General features: G+C 67.0%; 18 protein-coding genes. 13 read left to right on the forward strand and 5 right to left on the reverse strand.

Going from position 1 to position 22,462, the window contains the following annotated elements; all coding sequences use genetic code 11:
• Window positions 1–696 precede the first annotated feature (696 nt).
• The 5 genes from PBT88_RS01835 (at window position 697) to PBT88_RS01855 (ending at window position 8,075) form a co-directional block, all read left to right on the forward strand.
• Window positions 697–1,317 carry an RNA polymerase sigma factor gene (locus tag PBT88_RS01835; protein ID WP_270077550.1) on the forward strand — a complete coding sequence of 207 codons (621 nt, stop codon included), beginning with the start codon at window positions 697–699 and terminating at the stop codon, window positions 1,315–1,317.
• Complete coding sequence (locus PBT88_RS01840; protein ID WP_270077551.1) at window positions 1,280–2,224, forward strand: FecR family protein; 945 nt, start codon at window positions 1,280–1,282, stop codon at window positions 2,222–2,224. The genes PBT88_RS01835 and PBT88_RS01840 overlap by 38 nt, the downstream gene beginning before the upstream one ends.
• 96 nt (window positions 2,225–2,320) lie before the next feature.
• Window positions 2,321–5,644, forward strand: coding sequence for a TonB-dependent receptor (locus PBT88_RS01845; protein ID WP_270077552.1), 3,324 nt, complete (start codon window positions 2,321–2,323; stop codon window positions 5,642–5,644).
• 12 nt (window positions 5,645–5,656) lie between these two features.
• Window positions 5,657–6,601, forward strand: coding sequence for a metallophosphoesterase (locus tag PBT88_RS01850; RefSeq protein ID WP_270077553.1), 945 nt, complete (start codon window positions 5,657–5,659; stop codon window positions 6,599–6,601).
• Window positions 6,602–6,824: 223 nt separating this feature from the next.
• A complete protein-coding gene (locus PBT88_RS01855; RefSeq protein ID WP_270077554.1) occupies window positions 6,825–8,075 on the forward strand; it encodes a GGDEF domain-containing protein in 1,251 nt (416 codons plus the stop codon).
• 75 nt (window positions 8,076–8,150) lie between these two features.
• On the opposite strand, the gene PBT88_RS01860 is transcribed toward PBT88_RS01855, so the two are convergent.
• Window positions 8,151–9,047 (reverse strand): LysR family transcriptional regulator, encoded by an 897-nt coding sequence (locus tag PBT88_RS01860; RefSeq protein ID WP_270077555.1) that lies wholly within the window; start codon window positions 9,045–9,047, stop codon window positions 8,151–8,153.
• A 166-nt stretch (window positions 9,048–9,213) separates the two neighbouring features.
• On the opposite strand from PBT88_RS01860, the gene PBT88_RS01865 reads away from it, so the two are divergent.
• The 5 genes from PBT88_RS01865 to adhP are packed head-to-tail and all read left to right on the forward strand — an operon-like array spanning window position 9,214 to window position 14,603.
• Window positions 9,214–10,368 carry an NAD(P) transhydrogenase subunit alpha gene (locus tag PBT88_RS01865; RefSeq protein WP_270077556.1) on the forward strand — a complete coding sequence of 385 codons (1,155 nt, stop codon included), beginning with the start codon at window positions 9,214–9,216 and terminating at the stop codon, window positions 10,366–10,368.
• The gene (locus PBT88_RS01870; RefSeq protein ID WP_270077557.1) at window positions 10,365–10,673 is read left to right on the forward strand and encodes an NAD(P) transhydrogenase subunit alpha; all 309 of its coding nucleotides are present in this window, start codon (window positions 10,365–10,367) and stop codon (window positions 10,671–10,673) included. Before PBT88_RS01865 ends, PBT88_RS01870 begins: the two co-directional genes overlap by 4 nt.
• Window position 10,674: 1 nt before the next feature.
• Window positions 10,675–12,090, forward strand: a complete 1,416-nt coding sequence (locus PBT88_RS01875) for an NAD(P)(+) transhydrogenase (Re/Si-specific) subunit beta (RefSeq protein ID WP_270077558.1) — start codon at window positions 10,675–10,677, stop codon at window positions 12,088–12,090.
• Between the two features lie 35 nt (window positions 12,091–12,125).
• A complete protein-coding gene (locus PBT88_RS01880) occupies window positions 12,126–13,517 on the forward strand; it encodes an NAD-dependent succinate-semialdehyde dehydrogenase (RefSeq protein ID WP_270077559.1) in 1,392 nt (463 codons plus the stop codon).
• 57 nt (window positions 13,518–13,574) lie between these two features.
• A complete protein-coding gene (gene adhP, locus PBT88_RS01885) occupies window positions 13,575–14,603 on the forward strand; it encodes an alcohol dehydrogenase AdhP (RefSeq protein WP_270077560.1) in 1,029 nt (342 codons plus the stop codon).
• 261 nt (window positions 14,604–14,864) lie between these two features.
• Here adhP and PBT88_RS01890 read toward each other — a convergent pair whose 3' ends face one another.
• Together PBT88_RS01890 and PBT88_RS01895 are read right to left on the reverse strand one after the other, a co-directional pair.
• Window positions 14,865–16,058 (reverse strand): DUF2252 family protein, encoded by a 1,194-nt coding sequence (locus PBT88_RS01890; protein WP_326521561.1) that lies wholly within the window; start codon window positions 16,056–16,058, stop codon window positions 14,865–14,867.
• Window positions 16,055–16,279, reverse strand: a complete 225-nt coding sequence (locus tag PBT88_RS01895; protein ID WP_270077561.1) for a hypothetical protein — start codon at window positions 16,277–16,279, stop codon at window positions 16,055–16,057. Before PBT88_RS01895 ends, PBT88_RS01890 begins: the two co-directional genes overlap by 4 nt.
• Window positions 16,280–16,568: 289 nt before the next feature.
• Here PBT88_RS01895 and PBT88_RS01900 point away from each other — a divergent pair, with 289 nt between their 5' ends.
• Complete coding sequence (locus PBT88_RS01900; protein ID WP_270077562.1) at window positions 16,569–16,787, forward strand: hypothetical protein; 219 nt, start codon at window positions 16,569–16,571, stop codon at window positions 16,785–16,787.
• Window positions 16,788–16,795: 8 nt separating this feature from the next.
• Here the strand turns inward: PBT88_RS01900 and epsC are convergent, their stop codons facing one another.
• Both epsC and PBT88_RS01910 read right to left on the reverse strand, forming a co-directional pair.
• The gene (epsC, locus tag PBT88_RS01905) at window positions 16,796–17,698 is read right to left on the reverse strand and encodes a serine O-acetyltransferase EpsC (protein ID WP_270077563.1); all 903 of its coding nucleotides are present in this window, start codon (window positions 17,696–17,698) and stop codon (window positions 16,796–16,798) included.
• Window positions 17,695–18,321: an RBBP9/YdeN family alpha/beta hydrolase gene (locus tag PBT88_RS01910; protein WP_270077564.1), complete on the reverse strand. Its 627-nt coding sequence runs from the start codon at window positions 18,319–18,321 to the stop codon at window positions 17,695–17,697. The genes epsC and PBT88_RS01910 overlap by 4 nt, the downstream gene beginning before the upstream one ends.
• A gap of 207 nt (window positions 18,322–18,528) precedes the next feature.
• Here PBT88_RS01910 and PBT88_RS01915 point away from each other — a divergent pair, with 207 nt between their 5' ends.
• On the forward strand, window positions 18,529–19,248 hold the full coding sequence (locus PBT88_RS01915) for a LamG-like jellyroll fold domain-containing protein (RefSeq protein WP_270077565.1): 720 nt from the start codon (window positions 18,529–18,531) through the stop codon (window positions 19,246–19,248).
• A 158-nt stretch (window positions 19,249–19,406) separates the two neighbouring features.
• Window positions 19,407–22,412: a TonB-dependent receptor plug domain-containing protein gene (locus tag PBT88_RS01920; RefSeq protein ID WP_270077566.1), complete on the forward strand. Its 3,006-nt coding sequence runs from the start codon at window positions 19,407–19,409 to the stop codon at window positions 22,410–22,412.
• The last annotated feature ends 50 nt before the right edge of the window (window positions 22,413–22,462 follow it).

Below are 22,462 nucleotides of genomic sequence, written 5' to 3' on the forward strand. Positions count from 1 at the left end.
AACGGACCGTCTGGTAAGCCCCACAGGCAAGCCGCACGACACCGCGCCACCTCCTGACTCTACTCTACCATCCGAGGCAGGGCGTCATCGACCCTGCGCCAAAACGCCTCCTCAACTGGCGCGCTAACGACCGCTATCCTCGGCCGGCTTCCCGAAAGCCGTCAGCCTTCAATCGGCCAAGTAGAGCCATAGAGCATTGATCCACACGATTGCGATAGCACCGGTTTGGGTGTCAAATAACCGCGACTAGCGAGTGTCGGTTTCGGCCAAATCCTGTCCCCGCAACCAAAAACGCATAACCCCCGGCTCACCACAGCCGGGGGTTTCGTGCGTCCGGACCCCAAGTCGTGGCCGCGCAGGCCGGCATCGCCAACAGGGGGAGGTGCAATTGAACTTCACGATGCTTCCCGCCCCGCGCGCGCCTCGCCGCACGACCATCTTCGATCAAGATTCGGATAGCCTCTCGAGCCGTCGCGCGATCGGATGATGCGAGATGTGCCTCGAACTCGGCCGAGGCGCGGTCGCAGATCGCCTCCATGTCGCCCCGCGACCTGCAAGTCTCGCGCGCACCATCTTCTCGTCCTTCATCTTCCCGCAGCATGATTCGACAAAATCAGCGAGCCATAACTCCGTCGCGAAAGCGCAATGTTGTCTTCCTAGAGGGAGGATCATGCGATTGCGAACGGCCCTTTCGAGATGACATCGCTGCGTCCGATCGATCGGTGGTTCATCGATGAGATCCTGCCGCACGAGGCGCATTTCCTTCGGATCGCACAGCGCCTGACGCGGAGCCAGGACCAGGCCGTCGATCTCGTGCAGGAGGCCTATTGTCGCCTGTTCGACAGCAGCGGCTGGACGGCGTTGCAGGATCCGCGCGGCTATACCGTCCGGATGATCCGCAACCTCGCCATCTCGCAAATGCGGCGCGCCCGCATCGTCGAATTCGAACAATGGGTCGAAGTCGATGGCCTCGCCATTGCGGATGACGATCCCGATCCGTTTCGCATTGCTGCAGGACGGCAGGCGGTCGCGCGGGCGGATGCGGCGCTGGAGACGATGCCGGAGCGGTGCCGCACGGCCCTCGTCCAATGCCGCCTGGAGGAGCAATCGCCGCGGTCGGTGGCCACGGCGATGGGGCTCAGCCTGTCGACGCTGGAAAAACGCCTGGCGCGTGGGCTCAAGCTGCTCGCCGCCGCGCTTTACCCCTGCGACGGTGGCGACGCCCCAGCGGCACCATTGGCCGACACAGCCCCTAGCCAGACCGTTGCCGTCCCCGCATATGAAGACCGCCATGCATCCGGTTCGGCAGACAGATGAGAAAGCGCGCGACCTGATCGCGCAGGAGGCGGCGCTGTGGCACGCGCGGATCACCACCGGCACCGTCGACAGGGCCGCGTTCGAACGGTGGCGGGATCAGTCGCCCCTTCACGCCGTGGCGATGGCGCGTATCGTGTCGGCGTGGGAAACGCTTGCGGCGGTGCCGCTCGCCGAGAAGAGCCGTCACGCCGTCGGCCGTCGGCGATTCCTGCGGGTAGCGGGGGGCGCCACGGTCGCCGGCCTGGCGGCGGCATTCGTGGCGGATCGCGCCGCGGCGTGGCCGTCGGCCCAGACGGCGGTCGGCGAACGCCGGCTCGTCGTGCTCGGTGCCGGCGCGCGGGCCATGCTCAATACCGACAGCGCGCTCGCCTGGCATAGCGGCGAGGCGGGGTGGCGGATCAGGCTGGAGCGCGGCGAAGTCGCGCTGCAACTCGATGATGGCCGGCCTGTGCGGCTGGAGACGGCGGCCGCCGTCTCGATCCTGTCCGCGGGGCGTTTCGATGCCCGGCTCGACGGCGTCCGGCTCGAAGTGGCGGTGCTGCGTGGCCGGGCCGGCCTGCCCGCGACCATGGTCCGGACACCTCAAGTGACGGCCCATAGCGGACAGGCGCTGCTGATCACCCCGTCAGACCATCGGGCGGTCGCCGCTGCCGACCGCATCGATCGCGCGGTCGCGTGGCAGTCCGGCGAAATCCTGTTCCGCGACGAGCCGCTCGCCACCGCCATCGCCGACTATAATCGCTACCTGTCCCGCAAGATCGTGATCGCGGATCCCGCGATCGGCGCGATCCGCGTCGGTGGGCGCTTTACGACGACAGACCCGCAACCATTCCTGCACGGGCTGCGCGACGGGCTTGGAATCGCCGTCGATACCGACGCCAACGGTTTTTCGCTCCGCCGCGCATAATTTCTTGGGACGATGTGGCGGGTTGCCGCCGGCCAAGCGTCCTCCCTGACGAGGGGCACCGGCTGTGGCGCCCAACTGTTCGTGGGGATTTATCACATGCTGAACGGCACCCGCCGTCTGCCGCTGTCGGCAGCGCTGGCTCTTTCCGTTTCGACCTGCATCCTGGCGGCGCCGGCGATGGCGCAGACGATGCACCATTTCGATGTGCCGGCCCAATCGACCGCCGACGCGCTCAACGACGTATCGCGGCAGGCGGGCATCCAGATCTTCTTCCCGACCGCCAAGATCGCCGGCCGCACATCGGCCGCGCTCAAGGGCGCGATGGGCTATCGCCAGGCGATCGACCGGCTGCTGGCCGGCAGCGGCCTCAGCGTCGCGTCCGACGACGGCAAGATCGTCGTGCTCCGGCAATCGCCCGCACCGACGCCCGACAATGCGACCATCTCCGCCGCCCAGCCCGACGGCGGCAAGCAAAACGGTGAGATCGTCGTGACCGGCTCGCGGCTCGCCACGCGCCTCGGCGAACAGGGGCCGGCGCCGGTCACGACGATCGGCAGCGAGGAATATCGCCTGTCCGGCACGCAGAATGCCGAGGCGCTGCTCACCGACATGCCGCAGTTCATCGGCGCGCAGAACAGCGGCGCGACCGGCAACAACGTGCCCGGCGGCAATGCCCTGCTCAATCTGCGGGGGCTCGGCGCGCAGCGCAGCCTCGTGCTCGTCAACGGCCGCCGCTACACGATCACCGGGCCGAGCCAGGCGACCGACATCAATTCCATCCCCACCGCGCTGATCAAGCGGGTCGAGGTCGTCACCGGCGGCTCGTCGGCGGTCTACGGATCCGATGCGATCGCCGGCGTCGTCAACTTCGTGCTCAAGGACGATTTCCAGGGCTTCGAGATCGACGGCCAGAACAGCGTCGATCAGCACACCGGGACGCCGACCTCCACGATCGACGTGACCGCCGGCCGCAATTTCGCGGACGGCCGCGGCAACATCACCGCCTCGTTCGATTATCTCGATCGTCGGGGCATCACCGCGCGCGATCGCGGCGGCTGGGCGGCCGAGCGGGTCGCCGACGGCTGCGTGACCGCCGACAGCTTCAGCAAGAGCCGGCCGGGCACACCGCTCGCCGTCCCGAGCGGGTCCAGCTGCCTTGCGGCCGGCGGCCGGCCGGGCCTGGTGACGACCGGCAGCGGCAGCCTGCTCGACGGGCGCTTCGCCGGCATCCCGACGGTCGGCTCGTCGACCTCGACGCCGGGCCTCAATGCCGCGCTGACCGCGGCCGGGCTGGGATCGATCGGGTCGCGCGGCCTCACCTTCAACGATGCCGGGACGGTCGCGCGGCCGGCGCTGACGCCGCAGGACGATTTCAACCTGCTGCCCGATTCCTACCTGATCGTCCCGCAGAAGCGCGTGATGGGCAATATCTTCGCGCATTACGACCTCAGCGATCACGCCCAGCTCTACACCGAGCTGCATTACAGCCGGAACAAGGTCGACATCCAGCTGACCTCGAGCGACGCGTCCGGCAATTACCTGTTCAACGTCGACAATCCCTATCTCTCGCCCGCCTTGCAGGCGGTGCTCAAGCAACTCGATCTGGCCGAACCGGCGAGCAGCAGCTTCACCACCGGCGCCACCACCCAGACGACCACGCGGGGCGACGGCCTGGCGATCCTCAACATCGGCCGCCGGCTCGGCGAGGTCGGCCATCGGACCGCCGATTACGACACCAATGCGTATCGTGGGTTGTTCGGGGTCAAGGGTGACATCGGCGACCTGTCGTCGGGCTTCCTGCGCGACCTCAAATACGACGTCTATTACAGCTATGCCCGGACCAACGAGCATGATGTCGAGCAGGGCGCGATCTCGGTGAGCAAGCTGCAGGCCGCCCTGCTCTCGCAGAATGGCGCGGCGCCGATCGCCGACATCTTCGGCGCCAACCTGTCCGCCGCGGCGGTCAAGGCGATCTCGGTGACGCTGCACAACAGCACGCAGGCCAGCCAGCAGGTCGCCAACGCCAATCTCACCGGCGAGCTGTTCGCAATGCCGGCGGGCCCGGTCGATTTCAGCGTCGGCGTCGAATGGCGGCGCGAATGGGCGAATTACGCGCCCGACGCGCAATCCGCCTCGGGCGACATCTCGGGCTATGGCGCCTCGCTCCCCACCCATGGCGAGGAAAGCGCGAAGGAGGCCTATGGCGAGGTGCGCGTGCCGCTGCTCGCCGACCTGCCGCTGATCCGCCATCTCGATCTGACCGGCGCCTTTCGCTACTCCAAATATGATCTGAACGGCGTCGGCGGCGTGTGGACCTATTCGGGCGGCGCCCGCTACGAGCCGGTGCGCGGCGTGGCGCTGCGCGGCCAGTATCAGCGGGCGATCCGGGCGCCCAACGTCGGCGAATTGTTCGGCGGATCGAGCACCAGCGGCCCCTCGCTGGTCGATCCCTGCTCGAGCCGCCAGCCGACCGCGCTTCAGACCGACGCGGTTCGCGCGGTGTGCGTGGCGACCGGCGTGCCCGCCGCGCTGGTGTTCGGCCAGAATGTCCAGCCCAACCAGTTCATCACCGTCGTGAGCGGCGGCAATGCGTCGATCGGCCCCGAGACGTCGGACACCAAGACGGCGGGCATCACGCTCGCGCCGGTGTTCCTGCCCGGCTTCCACATGAGCGCCGACTGGTACGACATCGACGTCAAGGGCGCGATCTCGACGCTCGGTGGCGGCGCGTCCAACATCCTCAACCTGTGCTACAACATCGTCCAGAATGCGGGCAGCCCCTTCTGCCAGGCGATCGGGCGCGACAGCGTGAGCGGCCAGATCACGGCGCCCAAATATATCAGCTCGCTCAACGCCAATACCGGCGCGATCAAGACGTCGGGCGTCGATTTCGAGGCCGGCTATTCCTTCGCGGCCGGCTTCGGCTTCGGCGGCGAGAGCCGCTTCGATCTGTCGACCGATATCAACTGGACGGACCAGTTCACCAGCACCCCGGTCTCCGCGCTGCCGACCCTGAAGAACCGATGCGCCGGCAGCTTCGGCCAGACCTGCGGCCAGCCGATCCCGCATTGGAAGGGGGTGACCCGGCTGACCTGGGAAAGCGGGCCGCTCACGCTCAGCCTGCGCCACCGCTTCATCGGCGCGGTGACGGTCGACACCTATATGCTGCCCAAGACCTCGGGCGGGACGGTGCCGAGCCTGGCCTCGCTGACCAATCCGGTGATCCCGACGCAGAATTATTTCGACCTTACCGCCGAGATCGCGATCCAGCACCGGATGACGCTCACGCTGGGCGTCACCAACATCGCCGATCGGGATCCGCCGGTGATCGGCACGCCGTCGCCGACCGCCAACACCTTCAGCTCCACCTATGACATCCTCGGGCGCACCCTCTTCGTCGCCGCGCGCACGTCCTTCTGATCGCGGCCGATCATGACCCTCATCATGGCAGCGCTGGCGGCCTTGCTCGCGGCGGGCGGCGCCCCTGCCACGCAGGTCGAACCGGCACCGGTCTCCTCGGCGCCGGTGTCTTGGGCATCGGTCTCTCCGCGACCGCCGGCGGATCGCCCGCTGTTCAGCATCGGCGCGATCGCCGATTGCCAATATGCCGACGAACCCGACGCGCCGCCGCGGCTCTACTGGACCTGTCCGGGCAAGCTCGCGGCGGCGGTCGAGACGATGAACGGGCAGGATCTCGCCTCGGTCTTCTATCTCGGCGATTTCATCGACAAGGATTGGGCGAGCTTCGACCGGCTGTTGCCGATCGTCGCGCGCTCGCGCCACGATTGGCACTTCGCGCTCGGCAACCATGATTTCGCGGTCGCAGACCCGCTCAAGCGCCGGGTGCCCGCGCATCTCGGCATGCCGCATCGCTATTACAGTCTCCGCAGCCACGGCTGGATGTTCGTCGTCACCGACGGCAACGGGCTCAGCACCTATGCCTGGCCGCGGGCGAGCGGCCGGACCCGGGCATCGACCGCGCTGCACGACCGGCTCTATGCGACCCAGCCGACCTGGGACGGCGGCATCGACGCCCGGCAGATGCACTGGCTCGACGCGACGCTCGCGCGTGCCGATCGCCGGGGCCTGCGCGTGATGATCCTCGATCATTTCCCGGTATGGCCGCAAAGTCGCTACACGCTGTGGAATGCGGCGGACGTGCTCGCGCTGGTCGATCGCCATCCGTCGGTGAAGATCTGGCTGAACGGCCATGATCATCGCGGCGGCTACGCGATCCGCAACGGTGTCCATTATGTGACGATGAGCGCGATGCTCGACACCGAGAAGACCGCCTTCGCGCGGCTCGATTTCTACGCGGACCATGTCTTGCTGCGGGGGGCGGGCAAGCAGGCGGACATCGCGATGCCGATAGGCTAGAGCCGACGGACCAGGGGCCAATGGTCCGCTCGGGCATTCCTATCCTTCGCCGATCCGCGCTCGTCCGCAACGGCCTGATCGCCTGCTGCGCCGCCATCCGATGCCCATCGTCGTGCAGCAATCCGTTAAGGGACGCGGGCTATGGCGGAGACGACCCTCCGCTTCGCTGGACCGATCCGTGCCCCCGCAAATCTACAGGCAAGAAATTTCCTCGGAGCGATGGGTGTTCCGCGCGGCGCTGATCGTGGGTGCGACATCGATCGTCGCCTTGTTGTGCGAGCTGGTCAGTCATTCCGGCGTCGGCGCGGCCACGGGCGAATGGCTGTCGTGGATCAAGATCGCGGTGGGCCTGATCGGGCTTGCCGCGCTGGCGGTGGGAGCGCCGCTTGCGATCCGGGAGCTCGGCGCGCGACGGGTGATGGCCGCCGACGCGCTCCGCGCCCGCCGTGAGGTCGAGCAGCTGTTTCGGATGACGGACATGCTCCAGAGTGCGTCGGGCCATGACGATGCCAACGCCGTCCTGCGGGCGACCGCGTCCGGTCTGCTGGCAGGGTGCGGCGGTGCGCTCTACGTCTTCAACAATTCGCGCGACCGCCTCGATCTCTCCACGACATGGGGCTGGCCGGACGATGCGCCTCTGCCCGAGGCTGTCCCGCCCGCCCATTGCTGGGCGCTCAAACGCGGAAAATCGCATGTCAACCGGATCGGCACGGCGGCGCTTCGCTGCGAGCATCTGGCCGATCATGTCGAGGTGCTGGAATTGCCGATGATGGCGCGCGGCGAAGTGTACGGGTTGCTGTGCCTCCAGGCGGACGGCGAACAGGCCCAGGAAAAGCTCGAGGCGGCAGCGCCACTGGCCTCGGCGATCGCCGACACGATGTCGCTGACGCTCGCCAATATCGCATTGCGCGAGAAGCTGAGGACGCAGGCGCTGCGCGATCCGCTGACCGGCTTGTACAACCGTCGCTATATGGAGGATGTGCTCGAACGGAGCGCCTGTCTCGCCGAACGCAATAACGGCGAGCTTTCGGTTCTCATGATCGATCTGGATCATTTCAAGCATCTCAATGACGCGCACGGCCATGCCGTGGGCGATGCGGTGCTGCGCCAGGTCTCGGCGGTGATCGTCGGCGCGATCCGGCCGTGCGACGTCGCGTGCCGTTACGGTGGCGAGGAGCTTCTGATCGTTCTGCCTGATTGTTCGCTCGACGATGCAATGGCGATGGCCGAGACCCTGCGCAGCCGGATCGAAAACCTGTCGGACAATCATGGCCGCAACGTCACCGCGTCCTTCGGCGTCGCCGCGATGCCGACCAGTTCTGCCACGGTCGCCGATCTTGTCAGCGACGCCGATGCGGCGCTCTACGGCGCCAAGCGCGGCGGCCGCAATCGCGTCCTGTCGGCACCGCGACGTCGCGGGTCGGGTCTCGATCCCGCGCCGGCAGCGGCAAGCGGCGTGATCCGGATCGGCTGACGCGAAAGCGGATATCGCCGCGCGCTATCGACAGGCGGTCCATGCCGGATCGCCGCCGTCGCCGGGCAGGCAGCCTTATTGCGCGGGCTGCGCCAGATCCTTCGATTCCCGCAGCAGATCGAGCCAGGCCTGTGCTGCCCCGCTGAGATAGGCGCCGCGTCGCCAGGCCATCGCCATGGTCCATTCGATCCCCGGCTCGTCCAGCGGCAAATGGCGGACTTGAGGGGACTGGAACTGGCTGGCGATGATTGCGGGCAGAAAAGTGACGCCGAGACCGGCCGCCACCAGCTCCACGATAAAATCGACCTGGCTGCTGCGTGCGGCGACCTGGGGCTGGAAATGGTGGCGCGCGCAGCCGTCGAGGACGATGCGCTGCAGGGCGAAGCCATGATCGAACAGGATGAAGGGGGTATCGCGCAGATCGGTCAGGCGCAGCGAAGACCGGGCGGCGAGCCGATGATCCGACGGCAGCGAGACCATCAGCGTCTGCCGGGTGATCGGTTCCGAATCGAACTCCGCCGCCACGGGCAGGATCGCCGCCGCGAAATGCAGCGCACCCGATCGCAGCCGCTCTTCCAATTCCCGGCTGCCATGCTCGCTCAGCTCGATTTCGATACCCGGATAACGCTGGCGGAACCGTGCGAACAGCGGTGCGAAGAGCAGGCTGCTGCCGAGCGGCGGCAGGCCCAGCTTGAGCAGGCCGCGCCGAATGCCTTGGATCTCGTCGAGTTCGCCGAGCAGATCGTCACGGTCGGCGAGCAGCTTCGCGCCCCGCCGGAAGACGGCTTCCCCGGCGGGCGTCAGCACCGGGCGATGACCGCCGCGCTCCAGCAGAGGCGTCCCGAGTTCCTGCTCCAGCTGATGCACCGCCTTGCTGACGGTCGACTGGGTGGCGAACAGCGTCCGCGCGGCAGGTGAGAAGCCGCCTTGGCGAACCACCTCTATGAAGGCGCGTAGTGTTCGGAATTTCATGAACTATTCCAATGACGACTAAAATATAGTCGATCAATTCATTATCGCAGTCGATCCGTGGCGTCTAGGTTCGGTCCAGGCCATGTGATCGCCGTCTATTCTGAATGGACGCGCGAAGTGTTTGAAAAACAACGACGCTGGGCCGTGTGGAACAGGCAGGTTTTCGATGCCGATCAGGGTTGCGTTGCTCAAGGAGACGAGCGCCGGCGAAAAGCGTGTGGCGATGGTGCCCGCGGTGGCCACGCGGCTGGCGCGTCTCGGCCTCGCTGTCACGATCGAGACGATGGCCGGCGCCGCCGCGACTTTCGCCGACGAGGCCTATGGCGATGTGCCCCGCGAAGCGGATGGCGTGGCGGCGGTGCGCGACGCCGATATCGTGCTCGCCGTCCAGCCGCCGATGCCGGCCGTGGTCGCCGCGATGAAGCCCGGCGCGATCCTGATCTGTCTGCTCTACGGCGGGCAGCATCCGGCCCTCGTCGCGCAGCTGAAGGCGGGGCGGATCACCGCCTTCGCGATGGAGGCGATCCCGCGGATCAGCCGCGCGCAATCGATGGACGTGCTCTCCAGCCAGGCGGCGCTGGCAGGCTATTATGCGCCCCTGCTTGGCGCGGTGCATATGCCGCGCATCCTGCCGATGATGACCACCGCGGTCGGTTCGCTGCGCGCGGCGAAGGTGCTGGTGATGGGGCTCGGTGTGGCCGGCCTGTCGGCACTGGCGACCGCGCACCGGCTCGGCGCGATCACCGAGGGCTATGACGTCCGGCCGGAAACGCGCGAGCAGGCGCAGTCGCTCGGCGCCAAGTTCGTCGACACCGGCGTCGATGCGCGCGGCGAGGGCGGTTATGCCCGCGCGCTGACGGACGACGAAAAGGCGCAGGTCGAGGCCGCGCTCAGCCGCCACATCGCCGAGGCCGACATGATCGTCACCACGGCGGCCGTGCCGGGGCGGCGCGCCCCGCGCCTGATCTCGGCGGCGCAGGTGGCGGCGATGAAGCCCGGCGCGGTCATTGTCGATCTCGGCGCCGAGGGGGGCGGCAATTGCGAAGGTACACGGCCCGGCGAGACGGTCACGATCGGCGCGGTCACGCTGCTCGGGCCGCTCAACGTGCCGTCGGCGCTCGCCCAGCATGCCAGCGAGCTCTACGCCAAGAACCTGCTCAATCTCCTCCAGCTGATCGTCAAGGACGGGGCGATCCAGCTCGATTTCGCCGACGAGGTCATCGCCGGCACGGTCGCCGTCCATGACGGCGCGATCACCAACGAGGCGCTGCGCCGGGCGCTCGAACCCGGCACCGATGCCGCCACGGAGGCCGCCCGATGACCATCGACACCGCGATGACATGGCTGATCGCCCTCTATATCTTCATGCTCGCGGCCTTCACCGGCTATGAGGTGATCAGCCGGGTGCCGTCGATCCTGCACACGCCGTTGATGTCCGGCTCGAACTTCATCCACGGCATGGTCGTGGTCGGTGCGCTCCACGCGCTGCTCACCGCGACCAGCCCGTTCGGCCAGGCCGCCGGCTTCGTCGCCGTCGCGCTCGGCGCGGCCAATGCCGCCGGCGGCTATGTCGTCACCGACCGGATGCTCGCGATGTTCAAGTCGAGCGGCAAGGCCGGGAAATAACATGCTCGCCCAGCATCTCACCGGCCTGAGCGGCCTCGTCGCAGCCGCCCTGTTCATCTTCGGCCTCAAGCGGATGGCGTCGCCCGCTTCCGCTCTGTCGGGGATCGTGCTCGCCGGGGTCGGCATGGTCGTCGCGGTGGCGGCGAGCTTCCTCATCCTGTTCGATCTCGACGTGGCGGCACGCGATCATCTCGCGACCAACCTTGCGCTCGCGCTCGTCGCGCTGGCACTGGGCGGCGGCTGGGCGTGGCGGCGCGGCGGCAAGGTCGAGATGACCGCCATGCCGCAGATGGTCGCGCTGTATAACGGCATGGGTGGCGGCGCGGCGGCGGCGATCGCGGCCGCTGGGCTGGCGGGGCAGGAGACGACCGGCCCGCTCCTGCTCGCCGTGACCGTGATCGGCGCGCTGATCGGCTCGATCTCCCTGACCGGATCGGTCATCGCCTGGGCGAAGCTCGACGGGCGGATCGCCAAGCCGTGGCGCTTCGCCGGGCAGCGGCTGGTCAACGCTACGGTGTTCGTCGCCACGGTCCTGGTCGGTGCCGCCGCGGTCGCGCTGCATGGCGGGCCGGACGGGGCGTGGCTGGCCGGCCTGTTCTTCGTCGGCGCGCTCGCCTTCGGGATCCTGATGACGCTGCCGATCGGCGGTGCCGACATGCCGGTGGTGATCTCGCTCTACAACGCCTTCACCGGGCTCGCGGTCGGGCTCGAAGGCTTCGCGCTGCAAAACCCCGCGCTGATGATCGCGGGCATGGTGGTGGGATCGGCCGGCACGCTGCTGACGCTGCTGATGGCCAAGGCGATGAACCGGTCGCTCGCCAATGTGCTGTTCTCGAACTTCGGCGACGGCGCGGCTTCGGGCGGCGCCGCGGTGCATGGCGAGATGAAGGCGAGCGATGCCGGCGATGCGGCGATCGCGATGCGCTATGCGTCGAGCGTCATCATCATCCCCGGCTATGGCCTGGCCGTCGCGCAGGCGCAGCAGAAGCTCTACGAGCTGGTCAAGCTGCTCCAGGCCGCCGAGGTCGACGTCAAGTTCGCGATCCATCCGGTCGCGGGCCGGATGCCCGGCCATATGAACGTGCTGCTCGCCGAGGCCGGCGTCCCCTACGACATCATCTTCGACATGGACGAGGTCAACGCGGACTTCCCGAATACCGACGTCGCGCTGGTGATCGGCGCCAACGACGTCGTCAATCCGGCCGCACGCACCGACAAGTCTTCGCCGATCTACGGCATGCCGATCCTCGATGCCGACAAGGCACGCCAAGTCTACGTCATCAAGCGCGGCCAGGGCAAAGGCTATTCCGGCGTCGAGAACCTGCTCTTCTTCGAGGAGAATTGCAGCATGGTCTATGGCGATGCGCAGGCGGTCCTCACCCGGATGGTACAGGCCGTGAAGGATCTCGGCGCCTGATCCCGGCGACGCCCCCCATTTCAGGAGAAGATATCATGGCCTATGCGACGATCAATCCCTATACCGGCGACACGCTCGCGACCTTTGCGGACGCGACCGACGATGAGGTCCGCGCTGCGCTCGGCGCCGCCCACACGGCCTTCCTGGGCTGGCGCGAGACATCCTTCGCGCAGCGCGCGGCGATCCTGCAGAAGGCGGCCGACCTGTTGCGGCGGGACAGCGACGGCTATGCCAAGCTGCTGACGCTGGAGATGGGCAAGCTCTTTTCGGAGGCGAAGGCGGAGGTCGAGCTCTCGGCCAAGATCTTCGAATATTATGTCCGCAACGCCGCGACGCTGCTGGCTCCGGAAAAGCTGCCGGTGCTCGATCCGGCCGAGGGCGACGCCACCCTGGTCCATGAGCCGCTCGGCGTGCTGCTCGCGATCGAGCCCTGGAATTTCCCTTATTACCAGATCGCCCGCATCCTCGCGCCGCAGCTGTCGGCGGGCAACACGCTGCTGCTGAAACATGCCTCGAACGTCCCGCAATGCGCTGCCGCCTTCGAGCGGCTGATGGCGGAGGCAGGGCTGCCGCAGGGGGCGTTCCGCAACCTCTACGCCACCCGCACGCAGATCGAGCTCATCCTCAACGACGATCGCGTCCATGGCGTGGCGCTGACCGGCTCCGAAGCGGCGGGGTCTGTGGTCGCCGCGCAGGCCGGCAAGGCGCTCAAGAAATCGACCATGGAGCTGGGTGGCGCCGATGCCTTCGTCGTGCTGGCCGATGCCGATCTGGAGAAGACGACGCGATGGGCGGTGTTCGGCCGCCACTGGAACGGCGGCCAGGTCTGCGTGTCGTCGAAGCGCATGATCATCGTCGATCCGGTCTATGAGGATTTCCTCGCGCGCTATCGCATCGGCGTGGCCGGGCTCGTCGCCGGCGATCCCTTCGATCCGGCGACCACGCTCGCGCCCCTGTCGTCGCGCGGCGCCGCCGATGAGATCAAGGACAAGATTCGCGAGGCGGTCAAGCTCGGCGCCAAGGCCGAGGAAGTGGGGCCGCCGGTGCCCAACCAGGGCGCGTTCGTCCAGCCGACGATCCTCACCGACGTCGGCGAGGACAATCCGGCGCGCTATTGGGAGTTCTTCGGCCCGGTCTCGATGCTGTTCCGGGCGAAGGACGAAGACGATGCGGTGCGGATCGCCAACGATTCCCCCTTCGGTCTCGGCGGTTCGGTGTTCACCGCCGATCCGGCGCATGGCGCCAAGGTCGCCGCGCGCATCTCGACCGGCATGGTGTTCGTCAATCACCCGACCAAGGTCGAGGCCGACCTGCCGTTCGGGGGCATCCGCCGCTCGGGCTATGGGCGCGAGCTGATCGGGCTCGGCCTCAAGGAGTTCGTCAACCACAAGCTCATCGATGTCGTCGACATCGACGCGCATTTCTGAGCGCCGGCGCCCGCGACATCGGGCCGGTGCAGAGGATCACACAAGAAGGAGGCCCTCATGGCCAAGACGATGAAGGCCGCGGTCGTCCGCGCATTCGGACAGCCGCTCGTGATCGAGGAGGTCGCGATTCCCGAGCCCGCCGCCGGGCAGATCGTCGTGAAGATCGCCGCGACGGGGGTCTGCCACACCGATCTCCATGCCGTGGACGGGGATTGGCCGGTCAAGCCCAACCCGCCCTTCATTCCGGGGCATGAAGGCGTCGGCCATGTCGTCGCGGTCGGATCGGGCGTCACGCATGTCCGCGAGGGCGACCGCGTCGGCGTGCCCTGGCTCTATACCGCCTGCGGCCATTGCAGCCATTGCCTGGGCGGCTGGGAGACGCTGTGCGTCGATCAGCAGAATACCGGCTATTCGGTCAACGGCAGCTTCGCCGAATATGTCCTCGCCGATCCGAACTATGTCGGCCACCTCCCGGACAATGTGTCGTTCATCGATATCGCCCCGATCCTGTGCGCCGGCGTGACCGTCTACAAGGGGCTCAAGGTCACCGACACCAAGCCGGGCGACTGGGTGGTGATCTCGGGGATCGGCGGGCTCGGCCACCTCGCCGTGCAATATGCCAAGGCGATGGGGCGCAACGTGCTCGCGGTCGATATCGACGACGACAAGCTCGATCTGGCCAGGCAGCTCGGCGCATCGCTCGTCGTCAATGCGCGCGCGGAGGATCCCGTCGCGTTCGTGAAGAAATCGATCGGCGGCGCGCAGGGCGTCCTCGTCACGGCGGTTTCGCCCAAGGCCTTCGGTCAGGCGATGGGCATGGTCGAGCGCGGCGGCACGGTGGCGTTGAACGGCCTGCCCCCGGGGGACTTCCCGCTGCCGATCTTCGATACCGTGCTGAACGGGATCACGGTGCGGGGCTCGATCGTGGGCACGCGGCTCGACCTTCAGGAGGCGCTGAACTTCGCGGGCGAGGGCAAGGTCAAGGCGACGGTCGAGACCGAGCGCCTTGAAAACATCAACACCGTCTTCGCGCGGATGCACAAGGGCGACATCCAGGGCCGCGTCGTCCTCGATTTCGAGGCCTAGCTCCTCGCCGCGCGGCGGGTGCGGCGGGGCCGTGCCCGCCACGCCGTTCCAGTCGACCGTCGGGAGACGTGTTTCTGGCATCGCCCGCCTCGTGCAGCGAAGCGGCCTACATCTGCGCTCGGCGGCCCCGTCATGGCCTGACGGCGGCGCATTGGTGCGCACGACGCGGCGGTGGTCGCCGCCGCCCCGCCGGGCACTACTTCATGGTTGCGATCATGAGCTTGGCCGCACGCCGATATCGTGCGGCCAGGGCGGGGATTCTCAGCTCAGTCGCGCGTAGCGTCGGCAATGTTCGAGATATCCGATCTCATGCGCGCCGGCGAGATCGACCACCGTTCGCCACAACCATGAGGGGGCTTCGGTCTTGCCGGCACGATCCCGGCCAAAGCATTCCGCCAGGGCCTGCCGGCCCGCTGCGTCGAGCTGTCGCGCATGGGCGCGGCCCACGACATAAGCGAGATAGGCGCCCGCTTCGACGGCTTCACCACGGGAAAATTGACCGACCTCCAATTTCAGATCCTGCGGTGCCAGTTCCCGCAGCACGACCGGGCGGCCGAGCAGGTGGGTGGCGATCATCCGGTCGCCGAGATTGGGCGACAAGGCCATCGCCCCGGCGACGACGCGCTCGCCCGGATCGGACGGCATGGTGGCGGATTTCGCGACCGGTGCGACCGAGGGCAGGGCCTCCTTGATATCGACCAGCGCAAGATATTCCTGCCTGTCGCCCTTGCGCCGGATCCCGAGCAGGACGGCAAAGCGCAGATGACCGAGCGAGCTGCATCCCTTTTTCCAATAGGCCGCATCGACCACGCGCAACCGCGCTTTCCTGCCGGCCTTGGCGAGGTCGAGGGCGCGTTCACGAATCTCCTCGTCTTCGAAGAGCGCGGTGATGGCGTGCCGCTCCTCCGTCGAGAGCGCCCAGAAGCGCTTGCCGAGCGGGAGAGACGGCTCTTCGTCGCCGATCCGCTCCATGGCGAGATGGCGCCAGCCGCGCGCGGATGCCCTCTTCCGAACCGTGCGGACGACGTCCGGCTCCGGCGAGGCCTCGCCGTCATCATGCGGATGCATGGCCTGGCCATAGCCCCGGATCATCGCCTCCAGCATCCTGGCGGTGGTGACGCCGGGCAGATCGGAGCTGCGCGCGGCAGTTTCCAGCGACAGTCCCAGCCGGATCAGATCCAGTGCCGGGTTACCGATCACCGTCTGATCGAGATCGCGTATCTGGAAATCGATGTTGCGCTCGCTGTCGGCGAGTGGACCGAGATTGCCGAGATGACAGTCACCGCAGATCCAGATCGCCGGGCCGGGCGGCACCAGCCGGGCGGCCGGCATCTCGGCCAGCCATCGGTAGAAATTCCCGGTATTGCCACGCACATAGGCATGGACCGAACTCGCCATCTTGCGCGCATGCGTCTCGTCTAGGATCGCGGCGCGCTCATCGGGTGCGATCCTCAACGATGCGCCTCGCGTGCCGCCTTCTGCGCCTTGGCCTGCTGGGCATAATGATGGTGTGCGACGACACAGCCGACCGCCGCACCGGCGATGGCATGACCCCTGCCGACGAAATGGCCGGCGACACCGCCGGCCGCGGCGCCCCGGATGCAACCTTTCGCCAGCGCCGGCGAGGCGCCGACGAGCAACATGGGGACGGCGAGCATGGTGATGGCGAGGCGCATGGGGTTCTCCTTGGGGAGGGGAATACCCCCGCGACGGCTTCGGGTTCCATGAACTCGCGGTAAGGTCGGCCTGCGGCGATGCGTACGTCCGCCGTCGGTGCATCGTGCCGGATCGGGGATGCGGATCTTCTCTTGGCCCAGCGACGGCGCCGCCCTAAGGCGCTCACCCGACTGGAGCCATCGATCCGGCTATATCGGGCCAATGGCTCCAGTGAATTGTTTTACCGCGATTTCTTCATCGACAGATGACCCCATCTGGCCGGGAAACCGCTTGAGAAGTATTGTATCTGTGACCGACACCTACCGCCTCTATCGCATGAACGCGCTCACCGGCGCCATTCTGGACGTCGAGGATTTCCAGTCCTTTTCCGATGATCAGGCGATCGAACGGGCACTGGCCGATGCCGGTGAGCGCCGGATCGAATTGTGGTGCGGCAGCCGCAAATTGCTTGCCATCAGCGGGCGTGGCGGCCCGAGCGAACTGACCATCGCGCGCCCGCCCGAATAACGGGGCGGTCAGGGCTTGTCCGGTCTGGCGGAAATGTCCGGAATCGGTGCCCGGACGACGCTTCCGGCTGGTACGTTCTGGCGAAGAACGATATTCGCGTCGATGGTCACGTCCGCGCCGATGTCGATTGGGCCGAGCAGGGCCGCGCCGGGCAGGATCACGGTGCGGTCGCCGACCGCAGGGTGGCGGCGTTCGTCGCGTGCGCCGCCGAGCCCGCCGATGGTCACCCCCTGGTGGATGTGGACGTCGGCACCGATCATCGCGGTTTCGCCGATGATGACGCCGGTGCCATGGTCGATGAACAGCCCAGGCCCGATCGCGGCGCCCGGATGAATGTCTATGCCGGTCTGGCGGTGCGCGATTTCCGCGATCGACCGTGCCACGATCCGCGATCCTTCGCGATACAGGGCATGGGCGATGCGGTGATGGATGATGGCGATCAGCGAAGGATAGGACAGCAGGATCTCATCGACGCTGCTCGCAGCCGGATCGAGGCGATAGGCGGCCTGCACATCGGCATCGAGCCGACGCCGTATATCGGTGAGGCGCGCGGCGAGCGATCCGATGATCGCGATCGCCCGATCGGCGGCTTCGGCCTGTTCCCCATCGATGTCGGCCAGCTCGAATTCGAGGATCAGCTGCGCCGCCAGCTGGTCCAGCGCCGTCTCGAGCGTGGCGGCGACATAGGCGTTCTCATTGGCGGCGGTGAGCGCGGGCGGCCCGAAGCGAAGCGGAAACAAGGCCGAGATCAGCTCGCGCAAGATCCGCTTCAGGGCGGATTGCGAGGGGAAATCAATGCCCAGTTCCGCATGACGGGCGTGCGCGACCCGCCAATCCTGCCGCGCATGACGCAAGTCCTCGATCGTGCGCTCGATATTGCCGGGGAAGGCAGCGTCGATGGTCTCGGTCATGCGGGGCGATTTCTTTTGCCGATGGGGTGACGGGCCGGCACCCGGACATGGGACGATCCCGCGTGCCGGGCATGATCGAGCCGCAGGCGATCGAGCAGCGCGATGCCATCGGGCCAGTCGTCGGCGCCCGACTCGACATTGATGTGGCCGGCATCCCCCGCATCGATCAGCCTGGCCCCCCAGAGCTGCGCCAGATCGGCGACGCTCGAGAAGCTGGCATGGGGATCGGAGCGGCTCGCCACCAAGATGCTCGGGAAGGGAAGACGGGTTCCCGGTGCGGGCGCAAAGCGCCGGACAAGGCGATGCGCATCGGGGCGATCGACGTCCGGCGGCGTCACGAGCAGCGCCGCCTTGACCTTGTGCAGCCGGTCGGTCGATGCCTGCTGTGCCCACCAGGCGACGGCAAGGCAGCCAAGGCTGTGGGCGACGAGGAATACCGGCTGGCGCCGCCGTGCGATCGCGCGATCGAGGCGCGCCACCCATTGGTCGGTGGTCGGATCATCCCATGCGCCGAGATCCACCTTCAGCGCCTGCGGACGGTTTCGCAACCAATGGCTCTGCCAGTGCTCGGGGCCGCTGTCGAACAGTCCCGGAATGATGAGCTCATCGAACTTGGATGTCATCGGCCCTCTCCTGCGGCTATGATCGGGTGGAGACGGGGATAGCCAGATCGATCTGGGCATGCCAAGAAATCTCTACTACATGAGTAGACAATTACGCTTCGCCCGGTAGGGAGGCCGCCACCGCAGGAGGGATAGGCCTCCGCCGGGCGGCTTCACCCGGCATGCGAGTGGGTATGGGCGGCGCATATGATCGATCGACGGCAATTGGTGGGGGCGTTTCTTCCGCTGGCGATGAGCCTGCGTCCATCGGCGGCCGTCGCAGCGAAGACGGCGGGAAAGGCGGGGGAGCGCTGGACGTTCGATTCGCTCGATGATGTCGGCGGGATGCCGGTTCGGTCGATCGGATCGCCCGGCCTGACGCCGAGCCCCTGGGGGCCGGCCATGGCCTTTGACGGCACGCATGATGCGCTGCTGGTCGATCGTCATCCGCTCGCGGGTGCGGGCAGGTTCACCTTCGAAGCGCTGTTCCGGCCGGACGGCGGCGCGTTCCAGCAGCGCTGGTTCCACCTCGAATCCTGCGACGCGGCCACCGATCCACCGGGGACTAGCGCGACCAGGATGATGTTCGAAATCCGGGTGGTCGGCGAGAACTGGTATCTCGATGCCTTTGTGACCGGCCCCGGCTACAAGCAGCCGCTCATGATGCCCGCGATGCTATGGCCGATCGGGCGATGGCATCATGTCGCGCAGAGCTATGACGGGCAAATCTATCGATCGTTCTTGAACGGGCATTTGCAGGCTTCGGCGGCGATTGATTTCACCCCGCAGGGGCCGGGGCGGGCGTCGATCGGTGCCCGGCTCAATGGCGTCGATCATTTTCGTGGCGCGGTGCGCGCCGCCCATTTCTCGCGCCGGGCGCTGCGGCCGTCGCAATTCCGTCTGCTCGATCGCCATCTTGTGAACGATCCGCCTGCTCCATCCCGATGAGAACAGGCGCTTTCGGATCGCGCGCCGCTCCGGATTCCGGCGGCGACCCCGCAAAAATGGCGGAAAGCTGAGCTTCATTGCGGCGAAGAGAGACGATCTTGATAGCCTAGTACACAACTAGGCTAGTGGGGTTTGCAAATAAGGGGCAGACCGCGACCATGAGCCGAAACTATAACGCTACCACGACAGACACCACGCGCAACGCGCCGCGCGCGCGATCCGGGCGATGGCTCGGCGGGACGATCCTGTCGTCATGGCTGGCATGGTCGCTGGCAGGGCCGGCGCTCGCGCAGGATGCGGGGCAGGCGGTGCCGGCAGCGGCGGCGACGGTCGCTGATGGCGGCAAGACGAGCGCGCCAGCGGCGCCAACCGCGCCAACCGTCCAGCCGACGGTGGTGCCGCAAACCGCCGTTGCGGTCGCGGACACGTCCGCCGAGATCGTGGTGACCGGCTCGCGCATCCGCAACGGCAAGGGTGGTCCCAATCCGGTCACCACCGTCACCGACAAGCAGCTGTCGATCCTCAGCCCGGAAAGCCTGCCCGCCGGGCTCGCCAAGCTGCCGATCTTCCAGCCGGTCAAGAGCAGCGACAGCGCGTCGGACGGCGGCTACCAGCCGACCGGCAATTATCTCGACCTCTGGGGCCTCGGGCCGATCCGCACGCTGATCCTCGAGGACGGCCATCGCGTCGCCTCGACCTATTATGACGGCACGGTCGACGTGAACACCTTGCCACAGTTGCTGGTCAAGCGCGTCGAGGTCGTCACCGGCGGCGCGTCGGCGGTCTATGGCTCGGATGCGGTCTCCGGCGTCGCCAACTTCATCATCGACAAGTCGTTCGACGGCATCAAGGGCCAGGTGCAGGGCGGGGTCTCGACCTATGGCGATGGCGGCTCGTTCCGCGTCGGCGTCGCCAATGGCTTCAAGGTCGGCGAGCATGGCCATTTCGAGTGGAGCGGCGAATATTATCGCCGCAACGGCATTTCCGCGACGCCGCGCGCCTATGGCACGTCCGCCGTCTCGATCGTCGGCACCGGCACCGCGGCCAGCCCCTATGCGCAGCTGACCGACACTCGCCTCAACAATTCGACCTTCGGCGGCCTCGTCACCAACGGGCCGTTCGCAGGCCAGCAATTCCTGCCGGACGGCACCTTGGCGCCTTTCAACAAGGGCACGGTCACGCAGAGTGCCGGTATCTCGGTGGGCGGCGACGGTTCCTACCGCACGCCATCGAACCTGCTGCCCTCGCTCAGGACCGCGCAGATCTTCGGCCGGTTCGACTATGATCTCGGCGGCGACACCAGGGCCTATGTCCAGGGCAGCTTCTCGCGCACCAACACCGTCTCGCACGAGCAGAACCTGATCAGCACGGCCAGTTCGACCCCGATCACGATCTACAGCGGCAACGCCTATCTGCTGCCGCAATATCAGGCCGAACTGACCGCCGCCAACGCATCGAGCTTCAATCTCAACCGCTACAATGCCGATTTCGGCAATCTGCTCGGCCTGCACGACCAGACCACCTCCTATTCGGTGACGGCCGGGCTGGAGGGCAAGATCTTCGGCGGTTTCGACTGGGATGTGTTCTACACCCACGGCGTCGGCAAGACATCGCAGCTGACCACCAACAACACCAACACCGAGCGGCTCTATGCGGCGCTGGATGCGGTGCGCGATCCGTCGAGCGGCAACATCGTCTGCCGCGTCACGCTGACCGATCCGGGTGCCTATCCGGGCTGCGTGCCGCTCGACGTGCTCGGCGCCAACAGCGCGTCGCAGGCGGCGATCAACTATGTCAACGGCGACACCAGCTGGACCGCCACCAACGTGATGGACGATGTCGGCGCCAACATCACCGGCAAGCTGTTCGAGGGGTGGGCCGGCCCGGTCAGGGTCGCCGCCGGCGCCGAATATCGCCACCTGACGCTGCGCGAGACCTCGTCGGTCGACGACAACACGTTCGACGCGACCGATCTGCGCGTCGGGGCCAACGGTAAGACGGTGCCGACGAGCCTGCAATTGTGGACCAAGAACATCACCGCGCCGACCTATGGCGCGCAGTCGGTCTATGAAGGCGATCTCGAGCTCGACGTGCCGGTGCTGCGCGATCTGCCGCTGGCCCGGCTGGTGTCGGTCAGCGCCGCCGGTCGCTTCACCCATTACAGCACCAGCGGCTCGGTGCAGACCTGGCGCGTCGGTGTGGAATGGAACGTGGCGCCGGGGCTCAACGTCCGCGCCACGCGCTCGCGCGATATCCGGGCGCCCACCCTGTACGATCTCTATCAGGGCAGGGCCGCGACGATCTCCGGTTATACCGATTATCTGACCGGATCGAGCGGGCAGATCCTCAACATCAGCCAGGGCAATCCCAATCTGAAGCCCGAGATCGCGCGGAACACCACCGTCGGCGCGACCTATCAGCCCAGCTGGTTCCGCAACCTGACTCTCTCGGCCGACTATTTCGACGTGAAGATCGACAATGCGATCGGTTCGGTTTCGGGGCTGACCGCCTCGGTGGAGAAGCTTTGCATCGCATCGGGCGGCAGCTCGCCGCTCTGCGCGCTGGCGGTTCGACCCAACCCGATCACCGATACCAGCGCCGCCAACGCGCCGACCGCCAACATCAAGGAGAATGAGAATATCGCCAAGGTCGAGGCGCGGGGCGTGGTCGTGGGGTTCGACTATGCGATCAACCTGGCCGAGGCGACGCGGGTCATTCCGGGAAATGCCAACATCCATGTCCAGTGGACGCATGAGCCGGTGCTCAAGAGCCAGCAATTGCCGGGCGCGATCTATACCAACGCCGCCGGCACCGCGCTGGCGCCGGTCGACCGCATCGCGACGACGCTCGAATATGGCGTCTCCGGCATCGATGCGGCGGTGACGCTGCGTTATTTCTCGGGCTTCCACTACAGCGCCGACCCGACGCTGATCGTCGCGCAGCCGGCTTCCAAGGCCTATGTGCAGACCGACTTCAACCTCGCCTACACGTTCAACGTCCGCAACAATCCGCTGAGTGTCTTCCTCAACGTCAACAATGCGTTCAACGTCCATGGCGGGCTGTACGAGGCCAGTTCGTCCAACCCGGGCCTGATCTATCCGGCGGCGCCGTTCGCCGACGAGATCGGGCGGTATTTCAGCTTCGGTGTTCGGGTCGGCGTTTGACGCCGCCCCGAACCCACCGGGATTTTCACACCGTTCGGGGTCTGATCCGC

This window comes from Sphingomonas abietis, from assembly GCF_027625475.1.
Taxonomy (GTDB): domain Bacteria; phylum Pseudomonadota; class Alphaproteobacteria; order Sphingomonadales; family Sphingomonadaceae; genus Solisphingomonas; species Solisphingomonas abietis.